At 40.0% G+C, this 26,678-nt stretch carries 28 protein-coding genes; 4 read left to right on the top strand and 24 right to left on the bottom strand.

Translation table 11 applies throughout. From position 1 onward, the window contains the following. Positions 1 to 33 precede the first annotated feature (33 nt). The 6 genes from gpmI to ACZ42C_RS00545 all read right to left on the bottom strand — a co-directional run bounded on the left by gpmI (position 34) and on the right by ACZ42C_RS00545 (position 6,323). Positions 34 to 1,578 (bottom strand): 2,3-bisphosphoglycerate-independent phosphoglycerate mutase, encoded by a 1,545-nt coding sequence (gpmI, locus tag ACZ42C_RS00570; protein WP_461182528.1) that lies wholly within the window; start codon positions 1,576 to 1,578, stop codon positions 34 to 36. Then, on the bottom strand, positions 1,575 to 2,333 hold the full coding sequence (gene tpiA / locus ACZ42C_RS00565) for a triose-phosphate isomerase (protein ID WP_461182527.1): 759 nt from the start codon (positions 2,331 to 2,333) through the stop codon (positions 1,575 to 1,577). Before tpiA ends, gpmI begins: the two co-directional genes overlap by 4 nt. Before the next feature lie 30 nt (positions 2,334 to 2,363). Continuing rightward, positions 2,364 to 3,548, bottom strand: coding sequence for a phosphoglycerate kinase (locus ACZ42C_RS00560; protein ID WP_461182526.1), 1,185 nt, complete (start codon positions 3,546 to 3,548; stop codon positions 2,364 to 2,366). A gap of 273 nt (positions 3,549 to 3,821) precedes the next feature. Beyond that, positions 3,822 to 4,829, bottom strand: coding sequence for a type I glyceraldehyde-3-phosphate dehydrogenase (gap, locus tag ACZ42C_RS00555; protein ID WP_461182525.1), 1,008 nt, complete (start codon positions 4,827 to 4,829; stop codon positions 3,822 to 3,824). A 36-nt stretch (positions 4,830 to 4,865) separates the two neighbouring features. Further along, positions 4,866 to 5,894 carry a sugar-binding transcriptional regulator gene (locus ACZ42C_RS00550; protein WP_461182524.1) on the bottom strand — a complete coding sequence of 343 codons (1,029 nt, stop codon included), beginning with the start codon at positions 5,892 to 5,894 and terminating at the stop codon, positions 4,866 to 4,868. A gap of 174 nt (positions 5,895 to 6,068) precedes the next feature. Beyond that, a complete protein-coding gene (locus ACZ42C_RS00545) occupies positions 6,069 to 6,323 on the bottom strand; it encodes a glutaredoxin family protein (RefSeq protein ID WP_461182523.1) in 255 nt (84 codons plus the stop codon). Between the two features lie 240 nt (positions 6,324 to 6,563). Between ACZ42C_RS00545 and ACZ42C_RS00540 the strand changes: the two genes are divergently transcribed. After that, entirely contained in the window at positions 6,564 to 6,962 is a 399-nt protein-coding gene (locus tag ACZ42C_RS00540) for a ribonuclease HI family protein (protein ID WP_461182522.1), read from the top strand. 40 nt (positions 6,963 to 7,002) lie between these two features. Here ACZ42C_RS00540 and ACZ42C_RS00535 read toward each other — a convergent pair whose 3' ends face one another. After that, positions 7,003 to 7,935: a fumarylacetoacetate hydrolase family protein gene (locus ACZ42C_RS00535; RefSeq protein ID WP_461182521.1), complete on the bottom strand. Its 933-nt coding sequence runs from the start codon at positions 7,933 to 7,935 to the stop codon at positions 7,003 to 7,005. A gap of 137 nt (positions 7,936 to 8,072) precedes the next feature. Between ACZ42C_RS00535 and ACZ42C_RS00530 the strand changes: the two genes are divergently transcribed. Beyond that, a complete protein-coding gene (locus ACZ42C_RS00530; RefSeq protein ID WP_464891310.1) occupies positions 8,073 to 8,411 on the top strand; it encodes a general stress protein in 339 nt (112 codons plus the stop codon). 620 nt (positions 8,412 to 9,031) lie between these two features. Then, positions 9,032 to 9,433, top strand: a complete 402-nt coding sequence (locus ACZ42C_RS00525; protein WP_461182519.1) for a hypothetical protein — start codon at positions 9,032 to 9,034, stop codon at positions 9,431 to 9,433. Positions 9,434 to 9,687: 254 nt separating this feature from the next. Here ACZ42C_RS00525 and nikC read toward each other — a convergent pair whose 3' ends face one another. From nikC to aroD, 6 genes are all read right to left on the bottom strand, one after another. After that, positions 9,688 to 10,527, bottom strand: a complete 840-nt coding sequence (nikC, locus tag ACZ42C_RS00520) for a nickel transporter permease (RefSeq protein ID WP_461182553.1) — start codon at positions 10,525 to 10,527, stop codon at positions 9,688 to 9,690. 110 nt (positions 10,528 to 10,637) lie between these two features. Continuing rightward, the gene (locus ACZ42C_RS00515) at positions 10,638 to 11,639 is read right to left on the bottom strand and encodes an ABC transporter permease (RefSeq protein ID WP_461182518.1); all 1,002 of its coding nucleotides are present in this window, start codon (positions 11,637 to 11,639) and stop codon (positions 10,638 to 10,640) included. A gap of 254 nt (positions 11,640 to 11,893) precedes the next feature. Next, complete coding sequence (locus tag ACZ42C_RS00510) at positions 11,894 to 13,600, bottom strand: ABC transporter substrate-binding protein (protein ID WP_461182517.1); 1,707 nt, start codon at positions 13,598 to 13,600, stop codon at positions 11,894 to 11,896. 52 nt (positions 13,601 to 13,652) lie between these two features. Further along, positions 13,653 to 14,621, bottom strand: coding sequence for an ABC transporter ATP-binding protein (locus ACZ42C_RS00505; RefSeq protein ID WP_461182516.1), 969 nt, complete (start codon positions 14,619 to 14,621; stop codon positions 13,653 to 13,655). Further along, positions 14,596 to 15,612: an ABC transporter ATP-binding protein gene (locus ACZ42C_RS00500; protein ID WP_461182515.1), complete on the bottom strand. Its 1,017-nt coding sequence runs from the start codon at positions 15,610 to 15,612 to the stop codon at positions 14,596 to 14,598. The genes ACZ42C_RS00505 and ACZ42C_RS00500 overlap by 26 nt, the downstream gene beginning before the upstream one ends. Positions 15,613 to 15,956: 344 nt before the next feature. Beyond that, on the bottom strand, positions 15,957 to 16,712 hold the full coding sequence (gene aroD / locus ACZ42C_RS00495; protein ID WP_461182514.1) for a type I 3-dehydroquinate dehydratase: 756 nt from the start codon (positions 16,710 to 16,712) through the stop codon (positions 15,957 to 15,959). A gap of 128 nt (positions 16,713 to 16,840) precedes the next feature. Here aroD and ACZ42C_RS00490 point away from each other — a divergent pair, with 128 nt between their 5' ends. Next, positions 16,841 to 17,368: a shikimate kinase gene (locus ACZ42C_RS00490; protein ID WP_461182513.1), complete on the top strand. Its 528-nt coding sequence runs from the start codon at positions 16,841 to 16,843 to the stop codon at positions 17,366 to 17,368. A gap of 255 nt (positions 17,369 to 17,623) precedes the next feature. On the opposite strand, the gene ACZ42C_RS00485 is transcribed toward ACZ42C_RS00490, so the two are convergent. The 11 genes from ACZ42C_RS00485 to ACZ42C_RS00435 form a co-directional block, all read right to left on the bottom strand. Then, entirely contained in the window at positions 17,624 to 17,971 is a 348-nt protein-coding gene (locus tag ACZ42C_RS00485) for a hypothetical protein (RefSeq protein ID WP_461182512.1), read from the bottom strand. Between the two features lie 169 nt (positions 17,972 to 18,140). Continuing rightward, positions 18,141 to 19,154 (bottom strand): coiled-coil domain-containing protein, encoded by a 1,014-nt coding sequence (locus ACZ42C_RS00480; protein WP_461182511.1) that lies wholly within the window; start codon positions 19,152 to 19,154, stop codon positions 18,141 to 18,143. 2 nt (positions 19,155 to 19,156) lie between these two features. After that, positions 19,157 to 19,684 (bottom strand): Panacea domain-containing protein, encoded by a 528-nt coding sequence (locus ACZ42C_RS00475; protein WP_461182510.1) that lies wholly within the window; start codon positions 19,682 to 19,684, stop codon positions 19,157 to 19,159. A 342-nt stretch (positions 19,685 to 20,026) separates the two neighbouring features. Beyond that, entirely contained in the window at positions 20,027 to 20,224 is a 198-nt protein-coding gene (locus tag ACZ42C_RS00470) for a YolD-like family protein (protein ID WP_461182509.1), read from the bottom strand. A 481-nt stretch (positions 20,225 to 20,705) separates the two neighbouring features. Further along, positions 20,706 to 21,851, bottom strand: a complete 1,146-nt coding sequence (locus ACZ42C_RS00465) for a peptidoglycan recognition protein family protein (RefSeq protein WP_461182508.1) — start codon at positions 21,849 to 21,851, stop codon at positions 20,706 to 20,708. Continuing rightward, entirely contained in the window at positions 21,851 to 22,105 is a 255-nt protein-coding gene (locus ACZ42C_RS00460; protein WP_461182507.1) for a phage holin, read from the bottom strand. The genes ACZ42C_RS00465 and ACZ42C_RS00460 overlap by 1 nt, the downstream gene beginning before the upstream one ends. After that, on the bottom strand, positions 22,102 to 22,410 hold the full coding sequence (locus tag ACZ42C_RS00455; protein WP_461182506.1) for a hypothetical protein: 309 nt from the start codon (positions 22,408 to 22,410) through the stop codon (positions 22,102 to 22,104). The genes ACZ42C_RS00460 and ACZ42C_RS00455 overlap by 4 nt, the downstream gene beginning before the upstream one ends. Before the next feature lie 79 nt (positions 22,411 to 22,489). Beyond that, positions 22,490 to 22,807: a hypothetical protein gene (locus tag ACZ42C_RS00450; RefSeq protein WP_461182505.1), complete on the bottom strand. Its 318-nt coding sequence runs from the start codon at positions 22,805 to 22,807 to the stop codon at positions 22,490 to 22,492. A 73-nt stretch (positions 22,808 to 22,880) separates the two neighbouring features. Beyond that, positions 22,881 to 23,093 carry a hypothetical protein gene (locus tag ACZ42C_RS00445; RefSeq protein WP_461182504.1) on the bottom strand — a complete coding sequence of 71 codons (213 nt, stop codon included), beginning with the start codon at positions 23,091 to 23,093 and terminating at the stop codon, positions 22,881 to 22,883. After that, positions 23,093 to 23,452: a hypothetical protein gene (locus tag ACZ42C_RS00440; RefSeq protein WP_464891309.1), complete on the bottom strand. Its 360-nt coding sequence runs from the start codon at positions 23,450 to 23,452 to the stop codon at positions 23,093 to 23,095. The genes ACZ42C_RS00445 and ACZ42C_RS00440 overlap by 1 nt, the downstream gene beginning before the upstream one ends. After that, positions 23,452 to 26,652 (bottom strand): phage tail spike protein, encoded by a 3,201-nt coding sequence (locus ACZ42C_RS00435; RefSeq protein ID WP_461183773.1) that lies wholly within the window; start codon positions 26,650 to 26,652, stop codon positions 23,452 to 23,454. The genes ACZ42C_RS00440 and ACZ42C_RS00435 overlap by 1 nt, the downstream gene beginning before the upstream one ends. Positions 26,653 to 26,678 lie beyond the last annotated feature (26 nt).

The raw sequence follows: 26,678 nt of genomic DNA, 5'->3' as shown, positions 1-26,678 counted from the left end.
TATTAGTTATTTTGCTTGAATCTCAAATAAATATTATTTATCTTTTTTTATCAGGGAAGTTCCTGTCATTTCTTCCGGTTTTTCCAGCTGCAGTAAATCAAGCAATGTTGGTGACAGATCCGCTAAAATACCACCCTCACGCAGCTCAATTCCTTCTTTGGTTACGATAACCGGCACTGGATTTGTGGTATGGGCAGTCATCGGTTTTCCATCCGGTGTCACCACTTCATCCGAATTGCCATGATCTGCTGTAATAATAGCATATCCGCCCAATTCAGTAATTTTATCCACGACTTTTCCCAAGCATTCATCAACCGCTTCCACCGCCTCAACGGTCGGCTTTAATTTACCGGAATGTCCTACCATGTCCGGGTTGGCAAAGTTTAATATAATCGCCTGATGCTCTCCTGCATCCAGCTCTTTTAAAAGTGCATCTGTTACCTCGTAAGCACTCATTTCCGGCTTCAAATCATACGTAGGCACTTTCGGCGAATCAATGAGAATCCGTTTTTCACCAGGGAACTCTTTCTCCCGGCCCCCGCTCATAAAAAAGGTAACATGTGGATATTTTTCTGTCTCCGCAATCCTCAATTGGTTCACTCCGTACTGGGAAAGCACTTCACCAACGGTATTGTCCAGGTTTACAGGTTTATATGCAACATATCCATCCACTGTTTCACTGAAATCCGTCAGCATGACAAAGTCCAGATCCTTTGGCACATTATCTCCGCGGTCAAAATCCCGAAAATCAGCATTGGCAAAAGTACGGGAAATTTGGATCGCGCGGTCCGGACGGAAATTATAAAAAATGATGGAGTCATTATCCTGTATTTTCCCTGCAGGCTCGCCGTTTTCATCGACAATGACGGACGGGATGACAAATTCATCATAGATTTCATTTTTATAAGAATCGTCAACGACTTCCATGGCACTGCGGTAGGTCGGACCTTTTCCGTTTACCATGGCATCATACGCTTTTTTTACACGATCCCACCGTTTATCCCGGTCCATCGAATAGTACCTGCCTGATACAGTGGCAAATTGTCCAACACCGAGCTCTTTCATTTTATCTTCCGTTTGTTTGATGTACTCTCCAGCAGTTTGCGGACCGACATCCCGTCCATCCAGAAATGCATGTACATACACGTTATCCAGCTCTTTGTCCTTAGCGAGTTCCAGCAAGGCAAACAAATGGTTAATATGACTGTGAACACCACCATCGGAAAGAAGACCAAACAAATGCAGGGCTTTATTATTGGTTTTAGCATGGTGCACTGATTTTAAAAATGCTTCCACCTCAAAAAAGTCGCCTTCCTTAATGGACAGGTTTACCCTTGTTAAACTTTGATATACAATCCGGCCGGCACCTATATTTAAATGCCCTACTTCTGAGTTTCCCATTTGGCCTTCCGGCAGTCCTACTGCTTCTCCGCTTGCCTTCAACTGCTGATGGGGGTAGCGGTTCCAGTAACGGTCAAAGTTAGGCGTGTCTGCCTGCTTGACAGCATTTCCCATCTCTTCATCCCGCAAAGCGAACCCATCAAGTATAATTAATGCTGCTAATGGATGGTCTGTCATTGTTTACCTGCCTCCACAAGCTGTAAAAAGGATTCCGCTTCCAGGCTGGCACCGCCCACCAATGCTCCATCAATATCCGGCTGTCCCAGCAATTCTTCTATATTGGCGGGCTTTACACTTCCCCCATACTGAATAACGATTTTTTCTGCGGTTTCACCGGAAAATTGTTCTTTCACCACTTGTCGGATATGGGCACATACTTCATTTGCATCTTCACTTGACGCTGTTTTGCCTGTGCCAATAGCCCAAATCGGCTCATAAGCTATAATTGTTTCTTTCACCTGGTCTTCCTGCACACCTTTTAATGCTGATTTTACCTGGCTTTCAATGTGATTCATTGCCTCATCTGCTTCCCTTTGCTCCAGGGTTTCTCCGACACATACAATAGGAGTTAAATCATGGGAAAAAGCCGCAAGTACTTTTTGGTTTACGGATTCATCCGTTTCGGCAAAATGTTCCCTGCGCTCGGAATGTCCCAGAATCACATGGGTCACCCCGATATCTTTCAGCATGACCGGACTGACTTCCCCGGTATAGGCTCCGTTTTCTGCTTCATGCATCGTTTGTGCAGCAATTTTTACATTTGTCCCTTTTGCTTTTTCCACGAGGGAAGGCAAAAATGGAAAAGGGGAACAAATGATGGATTCCACCCGTTCATTACCAGGAACCTTGTCACTGATTTCCTGTAAAAATGCATTCGCTTCCTGCAATGTTTTATTCATTTTCCAATTACCTGCGATTACTATTTTACGCATTGTTTCACCCTTTCTATTTATTTAACTGAATTATTCACGTTCATTTAATGCCTGCACACCCGGAAGAACCTTCCCTTCCATAAATTCCAGGGAAGCGCCGCCACCGGTGGAAACATGATCCATTGCGTCTGCAAGCCCAAATTTTTCCACTGCGGCTGCAGAATCACCGCCACCGATAATTGTATAGCCTTCCGTTTTGGAAAGTGCTTCAGCAACTGCCTGGGTTCCGCCAGCAAAAGCATTCATTTCAAAAACACCCATGGGACCGTTCCAAATGATTAATTTGGAATTTGCCACGATCTCGCTGTATGTCTCCCTTGATTTTGGTCCGATATCCAACCCTTGCCAATCAGCAGGAATTTGATCAACCGGAACGATTTTTGTGTTGGCTGTTTCGGAAAAGGTATCCGCTATCACCGTATCCTTCGGTAATACAAAGTGGACTCCTTTTTCTTCAGCTTTTTTCATAAATTCCCTTGCAAGTTCTATTTTGTCCTCTTCCAACAAGGATTCTCCAATCTCATACCCCTGGGCTTTCAAAAATGTATAAGCAAGACCGCCGCCGGCAATAAGATAATCCACCTTTTCCAACAAGTGATCAATCACATCAATTTTATCTTTCACTTTCGCTCCGCCAATAATTGCTGAAAATGGCCTTTCAGGGTTTTCCAAAGCTTTCCCCAGCACATTGATTTCTTTTTCCATTAAATAGCCGGCAACTGCAGGAAGTTTTTCTGCAACACCTGCCGTGGAGGCATGCGCACGATGGGCAGTGCCAAATGCATCATTGACGTAAAAGTGAGCCATGTCTGCAAAAGCCTGAGCCAATTCCGTGTCATTCTTTTCTTCCCCGGCTTCAAAACGGACATTTTCCAAAAGTAAAACATCCCCATTTTGCAAGCCGGAAATTGCTTCATTTACTTCGCTTCCATACACGGAATCGGTTTTTACAACATCTTTTTGAAGTAGGTCGCTTAGCCTTTTGGCAACCGGATCCATTCGTAATTCTTCAACAACATTCCCTTTCGGCCTGCCGAGATGACTCGCCAAAATAACAATTGCGCCCTGCTCTGTTAAATGGCTGATCGTTGGCAGTGCCGCTTTTATGCGCGTATCATCCGTAATCTCACCATCTTTCAGGGGTACATTAAAATCCACCCGGCAAAAGACTTTTTTCCCTTCCACTTGCAGATCATTTACTGTTTTTTTGTTCATGTTTAACCTCCAATCGGGACAGAGGGACAAGTTTACTGCCCCAAACAAAGTGGGGCACGGGGAGAGACTGCGCTGAATGCTCGTCCCACCGTAAAGATTTGGGGCTCCGGTACTGCGGTTCCTCGTCCCACCGTAAAGATTTTATTCCTCTGTCTCCATTAAGATTTTACTCGGCCAGTACCATTATATAGCAAACGGAGGAGGAATGCTCTCCTCCTCCGTTATTATTTTACTACGGAACAGATTTATAGCCCTAAAGAGACACTGCCCGTATTATAATCCCTGTTTTTTAATGAATGTTGCCAAATCCAGACATCTTGCGGAATATCCCATTTCATTGTCATACCAAGCAACAATTTTAGCCATATTATCTTCCATGATCATGGTGGACAGACCATCAACAATGGAAGAATGCGGATTTCCGACAATATCTGATGACACAAGAGGATCTTCACTATACTGCATGATTCCTTTCAAGTCGCCTTCAGCAGCATCTTTAAAAGCTTGATTTATATCTTCTTCGGTTACGTTTTTCTCCAGTTCCACTACCAAATCAGTCAGTGAACCGTCCGGGGTTGGGACCCGTACTGCACCGCCGTTTAATTTCCCATCCAATTCCGGAAGCACTTTTCCTACCGCTTTTGCTGCTCCCGTCGTAGTAGGAATGATATTTTGTGCTGCAGCCCGTGCCCGGCGGTAATCTTTATGAGGCAAGTCCAGGATTTGCTGATCATTGGTATAGGAATGAATGGTTGTCATCAACCCTCGTTTAATGCCAAAATTATCATGAACCACTTTGGCAAACGTGGCTAAACAGTTCGTTGTACATGAAGCGTTTGATATAATATGATGCTTGCTTGCATCGTACTGATCGTCATTCACCCCAAGTACCATCGTCAGATCTTCGTTTTTAGCGGGTGCAGATATAATTACTTTTTTGGCGCCAGCATCAATATGCTTTTGCGAACTCTCCCTGTCTACAAAGCGCCCAGTTGATTCTATCACGACTTCTACACCAAGCTTTCCCCAGCTCAAATCAGCGGGATCCCGCTCAGACAATACCTTTACCTCTTTTCCGCCAACAACAATGGCGCCATCTTTCGCTTCCACTTCTTCATCCAACACGCCGTGGACTGAATCGAATTTCAGCAAATGTGCCAGCATATCAGCATCTGTTAAGTCATTTACTGCTACAATCTCCACTTCCTCATTCTCAATTGCTTGGCGAAAAACGTTACGCCCAATTCTTCCAAATCCGTTAATACCAACTTTAACTGTCATCTATATTCCTCCTATGATCGTTTTTTTAATGCATATTTAAAGGGTATCATTCTTTAACATTTCTTCGGCAGCTGCCTCATCTGTAATCAGCAGGCTGCTTTTACCCTTTTTCAAATAAGATGTAATAGCCTTGGCCTTTGATGTTCCTCCTGCAATGGATATAACTTCCTCCACCTTATGCAGGTCCTCCAACTGCATCCCAATAGTTCTTACTTTGTGCACAATATGACCTTTATCGTCAAAATAATAACCAAATGCTTCGCTGACTGCTCCTTGTTCTTTAAGTCTTTCTACAATAGGTTCAGGGGTTTTCCTTCTTTCTGCCATCTTGAGCGCGTCCCCAATTCCGTGGAGAACAACACTTGCACTTTTAATGAGTGACAGGGTTTCGTTAATGGAAGCTTCATTAATCATGGATTGATAAGCAGGTTCACTAAGCGGATCGGGCACATAAAGCAAACGATAATCCCCATTTGCTCTCTTTGCCATCTCCACTGCAATGGTATTTGCCTGATTTTCTGCTCTTTCACCAACCCCGCCCCTAGCAGGTACAAAAACCGGTGTTGGCTTTTCCTGTAATGGTTTCATTACCTCAGCTGCAGCAGCCATCGTAGAACCGCCTGTTACAGCAACAGTGCGGACATTGGTTTTCTTTTTATTTAAATAGGAAACACAAGCCTTTCCCATTTCCTGCTTTACCCATTCCGACTCATCACTATTACCTGCAACAACTATAACTTGTTCTACATTTAATCTTTCCTGAATTTGATTTTCTAAAACACTTAATCCCATGATCTCCCCAAAAAAACTACGAAGCTGCTCCAAAAGTGCTTCTCCCTCTTTTGTCGTAAACATTCCTTTTGTAGTAATTTGGATAAAACCCTGTCTTTGTAAAAATTCGATATCTGCGCGCACATGCCGTTCTGTTAAATTGGTATTTTCAGCGAGCGCACGCCGGCCAATTGGTTGGAGCAACTGCACAGCATGCAGAACAGAATACCTTTCTTCCATTACTTCCAACAAATCAGGGAGCAGTTTTTTTTGTAAATTAATCAGGTTTCGCATATATCGACTCCTTCTTGTTGGTCATTTAATGTCCCCTCTGGTCATATTATGTCCCGATTAACGCAAAAAAAATCATTCCTTTTTTCTAATTATAACCAATGGCGTGAAAAGACACAAATAGTACGCAGCTAAAAATAGCAAAAAAATAAAAAGGGAGCGGAAAAATTCTCCGCCTCACGTTTGCTTTTTAATATGATCTTTCAATAACTGCTCCAACGAGTCTATATTTAGTTCTTCACAGTTCAAGGCACTATCATTTATTTGAACATAAGGAATTAGTAATTGATACTTTTCCAGCCATTCATCTTTCGTATATATATCCCTTTCTTCCAATTCAAACGGATATTCCCGCTGGAACATAAGCAATAGCGCTTTTGCATCATCACACAGCGAACAAATTTCTTTTGTATAAAATATTACTTTTTGCATGCATATCACATCCACTCCGTAATTACTCCGGGCTTTCCGTAAAATCAATACACCCGATTACCTGTACCTTTTCATAGACAAGCATACGAGCCCGTGTAGAACTTCTATATTTATTTTGCCATAGACGTACGTTGCTGTCACGTTTGGTTAGATGGCAATTTTTTGTCTGAAAGGCTGATTTAGTTTGGAATTTATAATTAAGATTTCTATAATAAGAATAGTCAAGGGAGTGTGGAAAACATGATTGAAGTATATACTGATGGTGCTTCACGCGGTAATCCGGGTTTGAGCGGTGCGGGCATATATATAAAAGATGGAAAGCAACAATATGAATATGCTTTTCCATTAGGTAAGATATCCAACCATGAAGCTGAATTTCTCGCTGTCATTAAAGCACTGGAGATTTGTGAGGAATTCTTTCCCGGCGAAATCATATCAATACGATCTGACTCCAAAATCGCTGTGGAGGTAATTGAAAAGAACTATACAAAAAACGCTCAATTTCTTCCTTTTCTTGAAACTATTCAGGACTATATAAAAAGCTTTCCTTATGCTTTCTTTAAATGGATCCCGGAAAAGCAAAATAAACATGCAGATATGCTGGCAAAAAAAGGAATCCAAATGAATGAAGGTAGTTGAAAAGCTCACCTCGCTACAGTGAGCTTTTCAAGGAATGCATCTATTTTTCTGCGACTTTGTTCTCCATCGTCCCGATTTTTTCTATTTCCAATGTAACCGTATCCCCGTCATTTAAAAATCGAGGCGGTTTCATCCCTGCTCCGACACCATCCGGCGTGCCGGATAAAATAATATCTCCCGGTTTTAAAGTTACCAGCCTGGAAATAAAGGAAATTAAGTACGGTATATCAAAAATCAGCTTACTTGTATTGGATGATTGCCTTACTTCCCCATTAACCAGAGCGCGGATGGACAAATTGGAAGGATCGCCTACTTCATCCGCAGTAACTATCCAGGGGCCAATCGGTGTGCTGTTATCCATCGTTTTTCCCTGCAGAAATTGGGATGTTCTTTTTTGCAGATCCCTGGCGGAAGTATCATTCGCCAGTGTGTATCCGGCAACATGATTCAACGCTTCCGCCTCATTTACATTGGATGCTTTCTTACCAATAACGACTGCCAGTTCCACTTCATAATCCAGCTTTTCTGTTACATCCGGCTTTTCAATATGATCCTCCGGACCGATGATGGCATTATTATACTTGGCAAAAAGCATCGGATATTCCGGCACATCACCGCCCATTTCCTTTGCATGATCCAAATAGTTTTTGCCGATGCAAATGATTTTCGATGGGGAAGGATTGGGTGCAGACAATGTCACCATTTCACGGTCAAAGCCAACCTCCTCCAAGTCCTGTTCCCTTAAGGCATTCACCGCTTTCCGGGCTTTTTCAACGGCATCAAATCCAGTGGATAAAAACACCCCAGGATCGGAAGGCAGTACATATTCAACAGTATCAGCCAAATCCTGCTTGTTCTCCGCTTCAAGATATTTGCGATATGCTTCCTGAATATCAATCACGCTATTATTTACTACAGCCCCGATTCTCAATAAACCCGGCTTTCCTTTCAGTTTATAGCTTACCAGTTTCACAGACAGCACCTCATTTTCAACAGATTTATGTATCTATTAAAAATATTATCAAATTATCCGGCAAAATAACACCCTCTTGTTTATAAGCGATTACAAAAGGGTAATTTTTTAATAGCAATCCACTAAAAGGAGGCAGGATGATGACCAAAGAAATTGCTGGCGTCTATGATTCATTGGAAGAGACGATTCGGAAAGTAGAGAACCTGGAACTAAAAGGACATGATCAGAAGAAAATAGCAGTAATTACAAACAGCAGGAAAATAAATGAACTGGATGAAGAGACTGACGTAAAAGTAAGGTCAGGCATCCCTGAAAAAGACACAGACTCATTCAAAGATAAAATCGTTGAACTTTTCACGGATGACACAGTCGACCCTTATATTCATTTAATGGAATTTGGCATTCCCGAAGAACAGGCAAAGGTGCACCAGGGAGATTTAAAATCCGGGAAAATGATTGTGACCTTGGAAATGTGATGATTGGCTGTAAATTAAAAAATGGAATTTCAAAGCATCTTAATTAAACCACAACTTCCCAGCAAGTGTGGTTTAATTGGATTTATTTAATCTTCCACTTTTATAAACACACCTTCTACCTCATATTTAGATGGATCTTTTCATTTGTTTTTACAACAATTTATTAGGAATGAAAATTTACCTTAATCATTCCCAAAACAAATTATATTTACAATTATCTGAATAATACTTGCTTTTATTGAAATATATGTATATAATAAAAATACAAACATAATTTTATGAAAAAAAAGGGTTCTATAAAAAGTTTAGTTTTAGTTTGTCAGAGTCGTTGGTTTAAAAGAGTGATCATGAAGATTCACAAAAAAATGCTACAGTCAGTCAGATATGACAGCCCTGGAAACATACGTAGACTATTCCGGGAGAAAGGCATCACCGGGACCCTGGGACGTGTCAACACGAAGAGGAACAACAACCGCCTCAGGAATGCGAAGTATATTTAGCGAGCCGCTTATATCCGCCAGTTTTTGAAGTAAGGATTTCTTTTCCCCAGCTTTATTAAATACGTTTAATTATATATGTAATAAAGTTTAGTTAAAACTACAAAAGAAAGGCGCATTTTTATGAATAAGACTGTTTTTATTCCTTCTTTCTTATTTTTGTTTATGTTGTTAGGGTGTACGAATGAATTGACTGGCCCACCACTGGAGAAAAATCAAAATCAAATGGGTGAAAATGAAATGCATTCATCTGTTCAATGGGCTGATATTGTAAAAGTGAATGATACTAATTACCATTTTGACGAGAAAAAAACAGAAACAATTACAGAACAGGATAGAGACAAGGTATTAGGTGAAATCACTTTTACGGTCATCAATAGTGAAGAAGAAGATAATCCCGATTACCAATTAAAAAATAATGAAGCCACCTTGCTGGAGGAAGATTCAATAATCTATTCAATTGTTGGGGAAGATAGCAGTAGATATATATATTCTGAAGGCAAGGTATATAGAGCGGATGAATAGTCTGCTGACGATATAATGGAAGATATACGTTATTCCTGTAAAAACCTGTTTTTTATTAAACTCGTCACATTACATAATGCCAGACAAAAGATCCACAAAACATCCAAGGACTTCTACCTCTCATACACCAGTGCAAGTGTATTTAAAACATTTATACCTATAGATGAATACAAGGATCATAGCGTCAACTGCTTCCAGTTTAAGAAAGCTGGTTGACGCCTCATTTTCATCTCATTATTTACAAAATCCCAAAATCAATTTTTCATCTTCGGGTCCAGTGCATCCCGCAGCCCATCACCAATCAGGTTAAAACCAAGTACGACCAGCATAATGGATAGACCCGGCATAATCAGTGTCCATGGCGCCAGCTGGATAAATTCACGAGAACTTGCAAGCATTTGTCCCCATTCAGGTGTTGGCGGCTGTGCACCAAGTCCAAGAAAGCCGAGGGCTGCTGCCTCCAGGATAGCAGTACCAAATCCGAGCGTGGATTGCACAATAATTGGCGCAATACTGTTTGGTAAAATATGATGAAAAATAATTCTCCCATTTTTCATCCCCTGTGCTTTTGCAGCCATTATATACTCTTCTTCCCTCAGGCTGATAACTCTGGACCTGACAAGCCTCCCAAATATAGGGATATTAATAATGGCAATTGCAATTAACGCATTTTCCAACGATGGTCCGAGGATCGCAACAATCGCAATAGCGAGTAAAATACTTGGAAAAGCAAGCAATATATCAAATATCCTCGAAATAATCATATCAATCCACCGGCCAAAATATCCAGCTATAATACCAAGCAGAGTTCCAAATATCAAGGCACCGGTAACAGCAAAAAAACCAACTTGAAGGGATACTCTTGCTCCATACGCAATTCTCGTAAAAATATCCCTGCCTAAATCATCCGTTCCCATCCAATGTTCACTAGAAGGAGGATGGAGGCGATTTACAAGATTTTGATCATCATACGTGTAAGGTGTCAGTAAAGGGGCAATTAATCCCAAAACGATGAAGAAAAGGATAATGATTATTCCAACCATGGCAAAGCGGTTTTTTCTCAATTGTTTCAAAGTGTCTTTCCACGGGGACATCGCTGCTATTTCTTCCGTATCAATCTGCTGTCCTGCTTTTGCGGGGTTGGCAATTTGCTGTTCTGTATCAACTCTTTTTTTCTCATCCAGTTTCATTACAGCACCCCCCTTTAGTAATTAATCCTTGGATCAATAATTTTATACAAAATGTCAACGACCAGATTGATCATCACAAAAATAAATGCAATGACAAGGATCCCGGATTGAATCACCGGATAATCACGGTAACTTATTGCTTCAAATACATACCTTCCTATACCCGGCCAACTGAAGATCGTCTCTGTTAAAATGGCACCGCCAAGAAGCACTCCTGTCTGCAAACCGATTACCGTCAGCACAGGAATAGTGGCATTTTTTAATGCATGCTTATAAATGACGAGAAATTGACCTGAGCCTTTAGCCCGAACAGTACGAATATAATCCGATTTCATAACTTCAAGCATACTGGACCTTGTCATTCTTGCAATAATAGCCATTGGGATAGTGCCAAGGGCAATACTTGGCAGTACTAAATGCTTTAATATTGTTACCGTTCTTGCAAAATCCAAATGAATTAAGGAATCCAGGACATACAAATGTGTTATTGGTGCGATTGGATCCCTGCTGTCCTGTCGTCCGTAGGCAGGAAACCACCCGAGCTCCTGTGCAAAAATCCACTGTTCCATTAAAGCAAGCCAGAAAACCGGCATGGATACGCCAATTAAAGCAAACAGCATGGCCAAAAAATCAAACCACGAATTTTGCTTCCAGGCACTGATGATGCCTGCATTTACACCGATGAATACAGCAAATATCATGGCGAAAAAGGTTAACTCAAAGGTAGCTGCTATGTATGGCCAAATTTCTGTCGATATGTCCGCTCTCGTTCTGAGGGAGGTTCCTAAATCTCCCTGCAGAAGATCTTTCACATAAATTCCATATTGAACGACATAGGGTTCATTTAGCCCCATGCTTTCTTCCAGGTCTTCGATTGCCGTTTGATTAGCGGTTTCCCCAAGAATTACCTGGGCCGGATTCCCGGGAATTAAATGAACGATGGAAAAGGTGATTAATGTCATTCCCACCAACACAGGAATGAGCATGATTAAACGCCGGATAATATAGGAAAACATCAGTTCACCCCAATTCTTCTTCCATTATTGACCTTTTCATATATATAGCTTTTTACAAGGAGTAAAAAATAAAATAATGACTTTTTAAAAATTATTTTGTTCAATGGACATGATGGAATGAAAGGAGACTCCTCCTGAAAGACCTGTCTCCCCCGCCCCTTTACAACCAGAGATATACATATCTTTTGTTACCAGCTGATTTTCAGGCGCGGAGATGACCCTTTATTCCGGGAGAGTCTCCTTCATTTTTTCTATTAATTTGCCAATTCTACTTCAGCTAAAGATTCACTTGTGGATGGATGCGGTACATAATTTTGCACAGCACTTGTCGTTGCCAGCACTGGTCTGGAGTGAACCAGTGGCACCATTGGCGCATCATCTGCTATGATTTCCTGTGCCTGTTCATAAAAGGAAGCTCGGTCGTCCTGATCCACGGATAACTTGGCCTGATCCAATAATTCATCCACTTCATCGTTGGCATAAAATTCACGGTTACTGCTTCCTACATTATCTCCATGCAGTAAGCTGCTCAGGAAATAATCGGGGTCACCATTTGTTCCTGACCATCCAAGCATATACAATTGGTGTTCTCCATTCATTGTTTTCTCGAGGTATGGAGCCCACTCTTCTCTGATGATATTGGCAGTAATCCCAATATCAGCCAGGTTGTTCTGAATAATTTGTGAAACTGTTTCCGGATCAGGCATATACGGTCTTGCTACTGGCATGGTCCATAGTTCAATTTCCAGGCCGTCTTCATAACCTGCTTCCGCCATTAATTCCATTGCTCTGTCCGGATCGTACGCAAAGCTTTCCACCTGATCGTTATATCCCATATAACTCGGTGGCAATGGAACGTTGGCAGGTGTAGCATAGCCTGCGTATAAAGCGTCCGCAATTGCTTCTTTATCAATTGCATGACTGACTGCGTGTCTTAAATCTTTATTATCAAACGGCTCTTTTTCCACATTAAAGCCTACATAACCAATATTGTTTTCAGCACGCTCGTAAAGTTCCAGACCTTCCTCTTCTTCCACACCTGCTGCATCATCAGGATTTAAACCATCCATAATGTCAATCTCTCCGGAACGGAGGGCAATCAACCTGGCAGCATTGTCCGGAACAACTTCAAATACAACCCGATCCAGCTTTGGCAGCCCATCTATCCGATAATCTTCAAATTTCTCCAGTACAATTGAATCATCCCTGCTCCAGCTGACAAACTTGAATGGGCCTGTTCCGACAGGGTTTTCATTTATTTCCGGTCCATACTCCTCCAATGCTGCCGGTGAAGTAATCGGGAAATAGGTCATGGCCATATTTTGCAGGAAGAACCCTAATGGCTGACTCAGATTAAATTCAACGGTATAATCATCCACCACATTTATTTCTTCAATAACATGGTTGTCATCACCCTGATAACCGCCAAACATGGTACTATACATGGAGTAAACATAACCATCATCTGCAAAGGCAAATTCATGGTCAGGATCTGCCCAGCGCTCAAAGTTAATTTTTACAGCTTCGGCATTAAAATCTGTTCCATCATGGAATGTAACGCCTTCTTCCAGGTAGAATGTATAGCTTAACCCATCATCAGCTACATCCCAGTCATGGGCCAGAGCCGGAAGGATGTCAAAGGAATCTTTATCAAACTCCAGCAGACTTTCATACACTTGCCTTGTAATACGGGAAGACTCCCCGTCTGTTGTACTTGCCGGGTCAAGGCTCTCGGAATCACCACCGCGGGCAAAAATTAATACTTGTTCTCCATCAGCAGCCTCTGCTGCCGCCTCATCGGCATCCTCATCTGCGTCCTCTGTTCCTGTATCTTCCTCTGTACCCGGGTCTTCACCTTCTTCAGGCGCATCCCCATTTTGTCCTCCATCACCAGTACACGCTGCCAATACCAACATAAAAGCAAGCATGAAGGCGACAAGAAGCGAATATTTCAGCTTCATTCTATTTCCCCCTTTTATTCAAATTTATAAGAATAATATTTTATTGCAATGCCTATTCATACAAATGACATGCAACAAAATGATTATCTTCCACTGGTTTAAATGCAGGTCTAACTTCTTTACATATATCCATTGCATGTGGACACCTCGTATGAAATGCACATCCGGATGGCGGGTTGGCAGGGCTTGGAACATCCCCTGTCAGTATGATTCTCTCTTTTTTTATATCCGGATCAGGAAGTGGTACAGCAGAAAGCAATGCTTGCGTATACGGATGCTTCGGGTCGTCATAGAGCCTGTCATTTTCCGTCAGCTCTACCATTCGCCCCAAGTACATTACTCCGATTCGGTCACTGATATGTTTCACTACGCTTAAATCATGAGCAATAAAAATATATGTCAAATTAAATTGCTCCCGAAGCTCATCCATTAAATTAAGAATTTGCGATTGGATGGACACATCCAGTGCAGAAACCGGCTCATCACAGATAATCAATTTCGGGTTATTAGCAAGCGCCCTGGCAATTCCGATACGCTGTCTTTGCCCTCCACTGAATTGATGCGGGTATCTTGAAGCATGATAAGCACTCAGACCTACCACTTCCAATAATTCCTGCACTCGTTCTTTACGCTGATTGGCAGACTTCATACCATGAACCAAAAGTGGCTCACCGACTATTTTTTCCACCGTATGCCTGGGATTAAGGGAAGCATAAGGATCCTGGAAAATGATCTGCATATCTTTTCGCAATTTACGCATCTCTTCTCCAGTGACGTTTGTAATGTCTTTATCTTCAAAAAGAACTTCCCCCTCTGTCGGTTCGATCAGCCGCAATATGGATTTTCCCGTCGTTGATTTTCCACAGCCCGATTCACCGACTATTCCCAGTATTTCCCCTTCCCTTACTGTAAAGGAGACATCATCCACTGCTTTCACTTCTCCAACTTTTCTACCCAGCGGGCCGCCTTTTATATCAAAGTATTTCTTAAGTCCGTTAACCTCCAATATCGGCTTTTGCATGCCTATCCACCTTCCCTTCTTTATCGTCATTTAAAAAGCATCTGCTTTGACGATCATTTCCCAAAGGGTAAAGGGGAGGATTTTCATTAAAACAACGGTCAAAGGCAAATTCGCATCTCGGGGCAAAATTGCAGCCGACCCTATCCATTTTAGGCTTAGGCACAACGCCTGGTATGGAATAAAGCTTTTGTTCCCGTTCATGAATCTTTGGCAATGACTTTATCAGTCCCCGGGAATAAGGGTGTTGCGGATCCTTTAGAATCTCCCGTGTTGTTCCCTCTTCCACTACTTGTCCCGCATACATGACAACAACCCTGTCACAAATTTCTGCAACAACCCCCAAATCATGTGTGATAAGCAAGATAGCCGTGTCTTCTTTTTCATTTAAATTCCGCATTAAATCCAGGATTTGCGCCTGAATGGTTACATCAAGTGCAGTCGTTGGCTCATCTGCTATCAACAGTTCCGGGTCACAGGACATTGCCATGGCGATCATGACTCTTTGTCTCATCCCACCGGAAAGCTGATGCGGATATTCATCAACGATTTCTTCCGCTCTTGGAATTCCGACCTGATGCAGCATATTGACTGCTTTTGACCTCGCCTCTTGCTTCGTTATCTTCTGATGTAGGCGAATGGCTTCGATTAATTGATTACCAATGGTGAAAAGTGGATTTAATGAAGTCATGGGTTCCTGAAAAATCATCGAAATCTCATTTCCCCGTAATTTTTTCATCCGCTTTTCAGAAGCATTGGTAAGGTTTTCCCCTTTAAAATTAATCTCTCCGCCTACTATTTTTCCAGGTGGTTTCGGTATAAGCTGCATGACGGAAAGGGAAGTAACACTTTTACCGCTTCCCGATTCCCCGACAATTCCGACGACCTCACCCTCATGCACTTTTATGCTCACGCCATCTACAGCAGGGATTTCTCCGCTGTCAGTTAAAAAATGTGTATGTAAATCCTTCAGTTCCAAAACCAATTCCGACATGATTGGTTCCCCCTGTTCTTTCTCTTTGTAAAACATTTTCTTTAATAGTCCACCGAGAACTAAAATTACCAAACATGTTATAAATGATACTTTTTAGAATATTTAATTACCATTTATTATACGGAAAATTGGTTGGATTGCAAGCTATTTTTTTTGAGACAGTATAAAGAGTTTAAACACTGGCTTTTCCTGTTTACAAAACATGTTCCATGGGAATGAAAGGCTTGCTCGTCAAAAACTGAACCGCAAGCCATGTTCATATAAAAGATATATCATTTATACTTCCGGGCTTTATTAGTCAGAAAAAGACCTGCAATATATCACTGTGTCGCAGCACCATTCATTCAGCTGTTATGATGAATAATTCTTAACACTTCCCGTAAGTCAGATACATTAATTTGGCCCGGTGCAGAAGCCTCTCTCCCGACACCAAATGTTGCATCGGATCCAAACACTTCACCGGCAAGCCGGCTGATTAAACCATATTTTCCCATCGCCATTGTAATCAGCGGTTGATCAGGATGCTGCTTTTTTATGGTGTTTGTAGCTTGAAGCAGCGTGATTACATCTTCTGTTTTTTGTGGCATAACGGCCAATTTAGATATATCCGCCTCTGCTTTAATCATTTGCATTAAGGTAGAGCTTATTGCTTGTTCTGCTGGTGTCGAGTCAAAATGATGACTTGACATAATAATAAACACACCATATTCCTTTGCTTTGCTTACCAGTCTGCTTCTAATACCCTTTGAAAGAGTATATTCAATGTCCACAAGATCTATGTTTCCACTTTCCATAGCTACCTGAATTAACTGTGCATACTCATCTTCCCCCATGGCTGTATCCCCACCCTCTTTGATGGTACGAAAAGTAAAAATGAGCGGAGTATCTGATAAATTTCCAGCCAACTGGTGAAGGATTTTTTTAACTTTTTCTGCATTCTTCACATCTTTAAACTTGTCAGCCCGCCATTCCACCATATCCGGTTTGAGTTCTTTTACCAACTTTGCTTCCTCTATTAATTCCGCATCCGTCTCTCCTGTCAACGGTACAATAATTTTCGGCATCCCTTTCCCAATCTGTATATCTTTCACTTTTAACACTTCATCATCCCTTTCAATTGCTTCCCTTCTATTATAAATAGTTTACCATTTCCCTAAATCTTTTTTTACAAAAAATAAAAATTGCATTATACTGATTCTAATTCTATTCTTAGAAAGAGGATTTAATAATGCATGAAGAAAAAAGCATTGTGCTCATAGGTTTTATGGGTGTCGGAAAATCAACGTTAGGCAAAGAGCTTGCAAATAGGCTCAGAAGAAACTTTATAGATATTGATCAGGAAATTGAAAAAATGTATGGAATGGAAACGACGAAGATATTTAAAGTGCACGGGGAAGAAGCATTCCGTCAAAAAGAGCAGGAATTATCCATATATTACGCCAAACAGCCGGGTTATATCATTTCCCTGGGAGGCGGAGCGTTTATGAATGAAGCAATCCGTCATTTATGCTTATCTCACTGTGTGATCATTTATTTAGACTTAAGCTGGGAATACTGGAAGGATCGTATCAGTATATTGGTAGACAGTCGCCCGATCCTCCAGCAGAAAAACATGGAAGAAATCAGGGAACTTTTTCAGGAAAGAAAGACATTATATCTGAACCATCATATTAAAATAAATATGGACGAACTTAATATTGAGGACAGTGTCCAGGCGGTAATGGAAGCAATGGAGAAGTTGGATAAAAAGCAATAAAAAAGCAGGGTGCGATCGCTCCCTGCCTTTCATCCTGACGCGCCCAGAGGGATTCGAACCCCCGACAAACCTGGTACCGGAAACCAAAAGAAGGCATTTTACTGCATTTCAACCTGTACCAAAATGTTTAAATAACGCGTTTCTACTATTATATGACTCTATTATTTTTGTTTGTTTTCGTTTCTCTCGTTAGCATTAAAGTTTGCAACCTATATGTATAAATACAAAATTAAAAGAGCGGACACACATCCGCTCTTACTTATTAATACTGTCTTGTATAAATTGGTCATATTTTGATACTTCAACTTTCTTATTTTTCGTTTCTGAATCGGTTCCTGAATTTCCGTTTATTGATCTGTGTATTCTATCTAATAAATTTATGATCTCTGCAAAACCCATCATCATGATTCCAACTACAAAGCCTGCAACTATATACGATATAAAGACAGTGAATGATTCTTCTACAATCGGTTCGGGTTCAGAGAAGCTGGTTAACGGTTCTTCATAACCAACCACCACCTGAAAATTAGTAAATGCTAAAATGATCCCTGCTGCTATACAAATCCATCCAATAATAAATAATGCTCTTGCTATTGTGTTCATCTAATTAACCCCCATTCTCTTTTACCTACATCTTACCATAATTTTCATAAATATTTATCTAATTTTACGGGGAGCAACTAAATGAAGGAATCAATGAGAAGATGAAAAAAAAAAAAAAAAAAATAGAGGAAAATAAAAAGCCCTCGGTGTGAGGGCTTTAAATACTCAGTTAAGTATCTATCTCTCTATCCCTTTTGCGCATGTACAAATACAAACTAAAAAAAACTATAGGGGATAGAAAAAGAAATAAAACGAAAGTAAAATTAGAACCATCATTAAAAATACTAGGAATAGAGTATATATCCAACACTTGCTCATAATCAATTATGTAACCAAACGCTCCAATTATAGACGTATAAAATAAAATAAAACCAAAAGTTATTATCGTAGGATGCTTAGTAAATATACTGTGTTTGCAGTCGATACCCTTATTTTCACACTCACAACTACGTATAGTTTTCCCTGTTAACCTGGATAGACCATTAAAAAGAACAAAAAGCAGAAATATAATTCCAGCAATACTAAGACTAGAAAAAACGATTAGTTTTGCTGTAGGAGTTGTACTAATGTTTCCTAGTATGTTTTTTAAAATTTCTAAGCTTCCAAAGGTAGCAAAAATAATTGCAGAAAAAATACCTAATATAGTTACAAATTGAGTATAAATGTTAGATTTATCTTTCTGTAGCTCTTCTACATCAGCCCTTGTGTTATCATAGTTCTCTTGCAATTTATTTCGTGTTTGTATTAACTTCTGTTGTGCTTCAGTAATTTGGGATTTAGTTTTTGCAAGTTCTTCCCTTGCCTTAAGTGTTTCTTCTCTAGTATTTTCCAAGGCCGTTCGAAGCCCTTTCATGAAAACTTCCGATTCTTTAGAAACATCTTCAATTAATTTTCTCTGATTCTCTGCTAGGTCAGCATGATCAATTAACTTTTCTATTTTGGTAGCTATTTCTGTATTATTTTCTTCATTAGCAACTTTTTTAATTTCCGATAGGTTAATTCTAAGTATATCTATCCGATCATCGTTAAATATATATACCGCTTTACTTATTTCTGAGTATTTATGTCTAGGGTTTTCTTTGTAATAATTTTTGAACCTATCAAAAAAAGACTCTGGAGTTAATTCATCCGAGTCCGAATCTGAAAATCTGACGTACGAAAGTTCATCAATAATTTGATTCATTTTCACCCATCCCCCATAACTTCTTCAAGTTTCTCGGGATATTGGATGAAATACTCTCGAATCTCTTCATTGGTATACTCTAAGCCTCTTTCGCCACTCTCTATCCGTCCTTTAAATTCACTCCAAGGAGAATGTTCATGAGTTTTGTCAACTAAATGAAAAGGGTTCTGCTTCAGTAAAGAAACTATCGATTGTTCAATGTCATCGTCATCTGCTATTTCTTCAGGAATTTCGTTTACATCAAACTCAACAAATTTAATACTCATTGTTTCATCGTCAAAAATAATTTCATTAGCAATTTCTCGTATGGGTTGTGATCCATACTCTTTATACTCATGATACACATTTGAAACTACGGGGCCCAAACGCCATTTACCGATACTCTCAGCAAAAAGAGGGTCACCAGTTTCGTATAACGATTTTGCTTGTAAATAATATAGTATTTTCTGTAGGTGTAAATTGGTGACATCAATATCTTTCTCTAGAGCTAGATGAATAATATAATTTGCAATTTGCATAGCTCTAAACATTCACAATCACTCCCTTTAATGTAGAGACTGACTTTAATTACTTAGTTTCCCCTTATTAATAAATTTATGCATCCATATATGAAATGTTGTGACCATTTTTTATCAATTTATTAATATTACTGTATAAAGAATAACACTTATTAGTACAAAACGCCATCATTCTGTATTATTTGTTACCCTTCTGTAAACTTTTTGTAATTATTACGTAACCTAAAATTTATCTAAACTACCTCTACATTAATCACATCATCTCCCTTAACCCTGGTACCATCCTCAAAAATTATACCTTCACCATTATCAACCGTTTTCAATTTACCTTTGGTGACATGAAAATCATGATTTTTAAAATATTTTACTTCCTTCAACAGTCAAGTTATCATGTAATGCCATCCGCAACTTCATTATAATTTCTTCAATCTGCTGTTCATCCAGAATTGGCTTTTCCTTTTTATCATCCTCTTCCCACATTTCTTTAATCAACTGCACATGCTCTGGAAGCATGAGTGATGTCCATTTTATGTTTCCTCTGTCATTGACCATTACCCCTCACCTTTTAAGAACATTTGTTCTTATTATAACAAAAAATAATAAAATGTATACTGTTATTTTTTAGAATTAAAGGATTTTAAGTATTTACGTAGAATATCTATACAGGTGATAAAAATGTGGATCCGAGGATATAAATTAAAACCGGGAGAAGTGCCGCCATATTACATAAGTGAGGAAATAAAAAGGCTTGTGAGGAATCTGGCTAATAAATACCGAGTAGAGTTCGAGGCAAGCGTACATAGTGAAGCCTGCTATTTAATAATTAACGAGCTAACTATCTCTTTTCGTAATCATCGTCCTGGGAAACCGAATGATTACGTGATTTATTTGTGGAAGTTTAATACGTGGCGGCAGTGTGAGAAATACTTTGAGAAAAGGGTGGCTCCCCTTATTGGAAAGATATAAATACATAAAAAAAGACCAGGGCTTTCCACACCCTGGTCAAAACGGTTAAAAACACTAACTGATTAAATTAATTAAATAAATGTTTAAATGTGACTGGACCTGGTATTCCATCAACACCGATTCCGGCGTCCCTCTGAAACTCTTTGACCGCCGACTCTGTGCCACCACCAAAAATACCATCGAATCCATTTGGACTATACCCTAAACCATATAACACCCCCTGAATGATCCGGGTAATGTTTCCGCGTGCCCCCTTCCTAACAGTTACGCTTGCCTCCTTGGTCTTTGGTCCCCAAATACCATCAACAGTAAGGCCGGCATCAAACTGATTGTTTAATTCACGCTGATAAGCTTTAACTGCTGCCTTTTTACTCCTTGGGCCATAAATACCGTCAACTGCTATGCTATTAAACGAGTAGCTATTAAGCCAGCTTTGAAATTGGGAAATACGATCCGATTTATTTTGCTTGGCTTCTGGTTTCGTGTTTTCCAATTTTTCTTTACTTTTCGGTCCATATAATCCATCTACAACTAAATCATAATCAGCTTGAAAAGCACGTAAACCCTTGTCAGTAGCTTCTCCGAAAATACCGTCTGCGCCATAACCGCCCAGATCATAACCAAGGTCAATTAGCAACTGCTGCATGTCTTCCACTTCTGCCCCACGGTCTCCACGCTGAAGATAATTTCGTTCTTTTTTCGTTGTTTTTGCTTCAACTTTAGCGCCTTGTACCATAGATAAAAAGTCTTCCCAACTTATCCCTGCCTTGTTTGCTCTAATCTGAGCGGGGCAGTTTTTAGGATACCATCCATTATGCTGTCTTACATTTGATATAGATATGCCGTGTTCTTCCATTTTTGTACGCACGCGATCCGCAGCATTTTCTACAGCTTTTACATAATCGCCATCTGAATTTATGCAGATTTCAATATTATAGGATTCTGAATTACCGGTTCCACGACCGTCTGTATTAGCCCAGCATGCCGCTTCATCAGGGAATGACTGAATTGCAATTTTATCATCTACAGACTCATGCCAGCTTGCTTGTCGTGGATTTAGATTAGACTGTAAATTAGCGTGAGATTGAGCGTTTGCACCGGGAGTAGTGTTGCCGGTTTGGTGGACTGTAATGTAATTCACCGGATTGATCAAACCATAAGATCGCTTATTAATCACGTCATTGGAAACAATTTGTTCTTTAAATTTAACCATTACTTATTAGCCTCCTTTTCTCCATCAAGATATTTTTGGGCTCGTTCGGCTTCCGGCGTCCAGTTATTGTTCTTCCAGTGGTTCCATATCTCTGTGCCTGCTAACGCGACAACTGATATTCCTGCAACAATTGCTTCATCTCTGAAAGGCAATAATTCATATCCAAACATCATTGCTGCAGCGTTTATAAAAACCACTGTCATTGCTACTAATCGGACCCACTTGTTATCAATTTTTTTGAGTTGTTTCTTCATTTGCCATCACCTCCTTTATCCAGACTATCTAATCGTTTATGCGCTTGTTTCGATGATTCTTCGACTCTTGTCAATCGCTCCCCTAATGCTCCGACTTGCCGCTCATTTGCCCGTAAATCAATCCTAATATTGTCTACTCCATTACTGATGTTGTCCAATTTTGTTTCGATCACAGCCTCCCTTGATGCCTCATCTTTAATATTCTTTTGCGTTTTAGCTTCATTTCGCTGCTTGTTAGCTTGGTATCCCAGATATGCAATGACCACACCGGCAACAGACAGCAAAACTCCTAGTTCGACACTCATAACCAACCCCCTAAATAAAAATAGCGCTCTATTGAGCGCAAAAGAAAAAGCACCTCGGGTGAGATGCTTTAATTAACTCTTATTTATTTTCACCAAAATGCTTTTCTAATTCCTTTTCAAGTACTTTTTCCATTGCTGAACCAAGCATATTTCCCATTTTTTCCCGGACTACTGGATTATCAAATTGTTTAGTGGTTATATCAGTCTTTGCCTTTTCTTGATGGAGTTTTGCCTCAGCCAACGCTTGCTCCTTAATTTTTTCTAACTCATTTTCTGTTTCAATCTTAATTGCCTTTAAATTTGCTTCTGATTTTTTCACAGCGCTTTTATACGATAAAAAGCCTGAGACAATTGGACCTAAAACTGCAATTACAGCTAGGGTAATCTCGAATCCCATATTTATCCCCTCCTACCTACTAATTTCGACAAGAGGGGATAAAGTCCTGCTTTTTCCACATAAAAAATAACGCCTATCCAGCGTTCATCTCAGTCAACAAATGCTCTTTAGCCATTTTTTCTAACTGCTCAATGGCCTCGTTGTTCTCATATTTTTCAGCTGACAACTCAAAGTTCCCATTAACATTTACGCTACGGTTATCCGTTTTCGCCGAATAAACAACCTGCACGCCACTAACTTCCCCTTCTTTATACCTTGTATTTACTGATCTAATTTCAAAGTTCATTATTTCTCCTCCTTCAAAATAATACTTAACAATCCTAATGTTCGCGGCTTGATCTCTTCCCCTAAATCAGTAAGTTTAAGTTTCTTTAGATCAATTTTGACTTCCTGTTCCATTAACTCATCAATTTCCTTCTTAAAGGCTTCTCGTTTTTTGACATCAGGTATGCGCCCATCTTCTGTGATATGATCTTTATATTTCTCTGTTATCTTCCTTCTCACTTCATCAGAAGGCTTTAACTCATCACCTACCTTTTTAAAATTTTGCTGAATAGAAAAAGCTACCGAAGTCGGCAGCTCTTTATCCAAAAGATCAGTTAATCCAGCTTTTAAATCGTATAACTTTCTAACAGTTAGCTTCATTATGCCACTCCTTTTTCTAATTGTTCAACACGCTTTTTCAGTAGTTCATTTTCATATTTTAGCCAGTCAACGTCATCAACCAAATCCCTTGTAATTGGGATTAGAAGAGTCCATACTCTTTCTTCATAATGTTCGACTTCCCCGTCATGATAATCAACATATTGGCCTAGTCCAACATCCACAAGTTCATCGGCAATAATCCCATAATGTTTTTTCAAACCATCTGATGTCCAACCGTTTTCCTTAACCTCTTTCAAGTCATTCCACATGCTAAGGTTCATGTCTAACAATCTGTAAGGATCAACGTCTACTGGTTCAATGTTCGTTTTATATTTTCGGGCTGATGTTGTGCGTAAAAATCTACTCCCTAAACTAGCACTATAGCCAATACGGACATTTGATGAGTTTGAAGATGTATTTTCATAAGTTGGGTCGCTGTACAACGTTCCATCATCTCTAATCCATAGATCGTCCCTAAAATTACTTTGATTATCATGCGATCTCACTCTAAAAGAAGCGCCGCCAAGGGCTCTATTTCCGTATATGGTAAGAATTCTATCTCCATAACTTATAGAGTCACTGTCGTCTGCGCCAAACCTTACACCTTGCCAATTTGCAAACCCATCAGCATTCAATAAACGAATTCCACCATTGGAAATAATGTCTCCATCAATCACTACATCATTGTCAAAGCGATACTCGTCTATAGCTTCTGAATCGAAGTTTACCCTTCTATTGATACCACTTGTTGACAAACGGAAACTAGATGATCCCATATCTAAAAACAAACCTTCATAAGATGCCCACATACGTCTCTGCAATGCACTAACCTCGTCCTCTACACTATAAAAACCTTCATCGTCACTAATACCAAACTCCCCGTGTGTAGTCTGTATTCTGAGCCAGCCCGCATCAATAGTAAGATTAGTTGAATAAAAACTAGATTCATAGCGACTACCCTCAATTACAGCACCTTCGACTCTGCCTGAAAAAGTAGCATCCTCCCCAAACACATGACCATCAAAATTTATCTGATCAGCATCGAACGTAAATGAGCCTGCCTCCTGCGTAAATATCGAACGTACTTCCCCATCGTCAACCTTCGAGGCTATTTCATCGGACATAACCACTAATTCAGCTTCGAGAGTATCAACTTCACCAGTAAGCGTGTTTAAGTCAGTCTGGCTTGCCTTTAAAGCTACTTCTCCAGCAATGGTGCTTATTTGACCTTCTGCATCCGTAATACGTCCTGTGGCTGTATCTAAGTCAGTTTGTAACGCTCTTTGCGTAATTGCTGTCGCATTTTGGGATATGTCTGTGCTGTGCTGCGATACAGTAGCATCTATTCCATCCAGCATACCTTCCAAATTAGAAAGGTTACTATCTAAATCACCAATGCCATTTTCTATATCATCAATAATGTTGTTAATGTCATCTGACAAATCTCCAACAACACCATCCACATATGTGGAATCAACTTTACTGCTTATCTCGTCAGCCATGACCAATAATTCTGCTGAATGGTCATCCACAATACCTTCTACAGTATCAACTCTGCTGCTATCAGCTTTTAAACCAATGGCCTCTTCATTCTGACCAATCTGTGTGCCTTGGTCGTCCAAGGTCTGTACGATACCATCAATGTCTGTTTCATATTCAGTAACACCAACATAATTTAATAGCCTATTATCAATATCTTCAATTGTATAGACATCATCAACATTTGCCTTATCGACCAGTTGACCGTCCACATACTCAATTGTCGTCCTGTCTGCAAGGTCATCTGCAATTTCCTGCATTTTAGTGTCATATACAGTTTGAGCAACGGCATAACTTTGTGCATCTATTAACGTTTGATCTGCTCTATCCTCTGCAAAATCTTTTGCGCTATCCTCTGCATCACTTGCAACCTGTTCTGCATAATTCCTAGCGTTTGATTCTGCATTTCCAGCTACAATGTCTGCATGACCTTTTGCATCTTCACCTACTGCTTCCGCAAAAGTCTGTCCTTCAGTAAACACATATTCGTCCTTGTCATCAATGGTAATCTTATCGTAGGTGTATTCTATTAGTTCGGCACTACTGATTTTATCCCGAATCTCATCACGTAGTTGCTGCCATATCGCCTGTACTTCTTCTTCGGTGTATTCTGTGTAATCTCCTAATTTTACGCGTTTTCTGCCCTTGAGAAATATATTTCTTGCCTGTTCAAAAATGCGTGCTTCCAAATATAAGGGCGGATTAAACTCAGTATCTTTTGTCCGTATTGTATCGCCAAAACGTATTTTTTTATTTGCCATTCCGGGTACATGTTCAAGATCAACAATATCTCCTTCGTATTCTACAACTTCATTAATGCGCTTATTTAATTCAGTCCGGGTGTATTGTTCCAACTCTGATAAAGTCATTTCCAATCGTGATGATTGTGGTTCATACACACCTACAAGATGCTGCAGCTCACCAAATTCATTAGGTCTGCCCCATCGTTGTAAAGCTTCTTGATCTTCGACAAACACTTCAAGCCGCGTGCCGTCTTCCTGTTCTGGGCCGATGCCTTTCAGAGCCGTATAAATATTGTCTGTTTTTTCAATTCGACGTATGCCTTGCAGATCTTTTCCAAAAGTAACTTCTCTGCCGCGCCATTCACCAGTTCGTTCTAATAAATCAACGTAGCGACCGGTAACACGGTTACCATCCGTCTCCACACGGAAATTTAATTCAAGGTCAAATTCGTTAGCAATCCTTTTTAAAAAAGCATATGGATTCGTGTTGTTTTCAATTTCAAAAGTACGGCTGCCTGTTCCTTCTAAAATTCCTGCTCTGTGGTTAGTACCATTCAAGGCACGCGCTACTGCTGTTGATACGGTTTGACTTTCTAATGTTTGCGGTTCAATAACCGCACCTTTTTTCAAGTCTTCCAGATAACTAGCAGATGAAAATACATCCATTTTCAAGCCTTCAGAGTCTCGATATTTAACCGCTTCATGAATGATAAATTCTATATAGCCACTATCTTCACCAGGAATTATTAGCCTGTTTCGTTTTGATAAATGTTCAGAGAAACGTTTGTCACCGAATGTTGTAAAGTTAAATGTTTCCATGGTGCTTTCAAGAGACTTTAGATGTTCATTATCAATAGTGTTTTTATGTGTAATGAAATCTAAAATATTGTCTGATTGTGCGCCGGTAATGTGTATCATGGCTTCACCTCCAATTGCAGGAAAAA

The sequence above is a fragment of the Virgibacillus kimchii genome (genome assembly GCF_055379185.1).
Note: the sequence above shows the minus strand (reverse complement) of the source record. Positions and strands in the feature narration are given on the sequence as shown.

Bases quoted from the DNA above. Each gene is read 5' to 3' on its own strand.
- gpmI (WP_461182528.1), bottom strand. From the start codon at position 1,578: ATGACAGACCATCCATTAGCAGCATTAATTATACTTGATGGGTTCGCT.
- tpiA (WP_461182527.1), bottom strand. From the start codon at position 2,333: ATGCGTAAAATAGTAATCGCAGGTAATTGGAAAATGAATAAAACATTG.
- ACZ42C_RS00560 (WP_461182526.1), bottom strand. From the start codon at position 3,548: ATGAACAAAAAAACAGTAAATGATCTGCAAGTGGAAGGGAAAAAAGTC.
- gap (WP_461182525.1), bottom strand. From the start codon at position 4,829: ATGACAGTTAAAGTTGGTATTAACGGATTTGGAAGAATTGGGCGTAAC.
- ACZ42C_RS00550 (WP_461182524.1), bottom strand. From the start codon at position 5,894: ATGCGAAACCTGATTAATTTACAAAAAAAACTGCTCCCTGATTTGTTG.
- ACZ42C_RS00545 (WP_461182523.1), bottom strand. From the start codon at position 6,323: ATGCAAAAAGTAATATTTTATACAAAAGAAATTTGTTCGCTGTGTGAT.
- ACZ42C_RS00540 (WP_461182522.1), top strand. From the start codon at position 6,564: ATGATTGAAGTATATACTGATGGTGCTTCACGCGGTAATCCGGGTTTG.
- ACZ42C_RS00530 (WP_464891310.1), top strand. From the start codon at position 8,073: ATGATGACCAAAGAAATTGCTGGCGTCTATGATTCATTGGAAGAGACG.
- ACZ42C_RS00525 (WP_461182519.1), top strand. From the start codon at position 9,032: ATGAATAAGACTGTTTTTATTCCTTCTTTCTTATTTTTGTTTATGTTG.
- nikC (WP_461182553.1), bottom strand. From the start codon at position 10,527: ATGTCCCCGTGGAAAGACACTTTGAAACAATTGAGAAAAAACCGCTTT.
- ACZ42C_RS00515 (WP_461182518.1), bottom strand. From the start codon at position 11,639: ATGTTTTCCTATATTATCCGGCGTTTAATCATGCTCATTCCTGTGTTG.
- ACZ42C_RS00510 (WP_461182517.1), bottom strand. From the start codon at position 13,600: ATGAAGCTGAAATATTCGCTTCTTGTCGCCTTCATGCTTGCTTTTATG.
- ACZ42C_RS00505 (WP_461182516.1), bottom strand. From the start codon at position 14,621: ATGCAAAAGCCGATATTGGAGGTTAACGGACTTAAGAAATACTTTGAT.
- ACZ42C_RS00500 (WP_461182515.1), bottom strand. From the start codon at position 15,612: ATGTCGGAATTGGTTTTGGAACTGAAGGATTTACATACACATTTTTTA.
- ACZ42C_RS00490 (WP_461182513.1), top strand. From the start codon at position 16,841: ATGCATGAAGAAAAAAGCATTGTGCTCATAGGTTTTATGGGTGTCGGA.
- ACZ42C_RS00485 (WP_461182512.1), bottom strand. From the start codon at position 17,971: ATGAACACAATAGCAAGAGCATTATTTATTATTGGATGGATTTGTATA.
- ACZ42C_RS00480 (WP_461182511.1), bottom strand. From the start codon at position 19,154: ATGAATCAAATTATTGATGAACTTTCGTACGTCAGATTTTCAGATTCG.
- ACZ42C_RS00475 (WP_461182510.1), bottom strand. From the start codon at position 19,684: ATGTTTAGAGCTATGCAAATTGCAAATTATATTATTCATCTAGCTCTA.
- ACZ42C_RS00470 (WP_461182509.1), bottom strand. From the start codon at position 20,224: ATGGTCAATGACAGAGGAAACATAAAATGGACATCACTCATGCTTCCA.
- ACZ42C_RS00465 (WP_461182508.1), bottom strand. From the start codon at position 21,851: ATGGTTAAATTTAAAGAACAAATTGTTTCCAATGACGTGATTAATAAG.
- ACZ42C_RS00460 (WP_461182507.1), bottom strand. From the start codon at position 22,105: ATGAAGAAACAACTCAAAAAAATTGATAACAAGTGGGTCCGATTAGTA.
- ACZ42C_RS00455 (WP_461182506.1), bottom strand. From the start codon at position 22,410: ATGAGTGTCGAACTAGGAGTTTTGCTGTCTGTTGCCGGTGTGGTCATT.
- ACZ42C_RS00450 (WP_461182505.1), bottom strand. From the start codon at position 22,807: ATGGGATTCGAGATTACCCTAGCTGTAATTGCAGTTTTAGGTCCAATT.
- ACZ42C_RS00445 (WP_461182504.1), bottom strand. From the start codon at position 23,093: ATGAACTTTGAAATTAGATCAGTAAATACAAGGTATAAAGAAGGGGAA.
- ACZ42C_RS00440 (WP_464891309.1), bottom strand. From the start codon at position 23,452: ATGAAGCTAACTGTTAGAAAGTTATACGATTTAAAAGCTGGATTAACT.
- ACZ42C_RS00435 (WP_461183773.1), bottom strand. From the start codon at position 26,652: ATGATACACATTACCGGCGCACAATCAGACAATATTTTAGATTTCATT.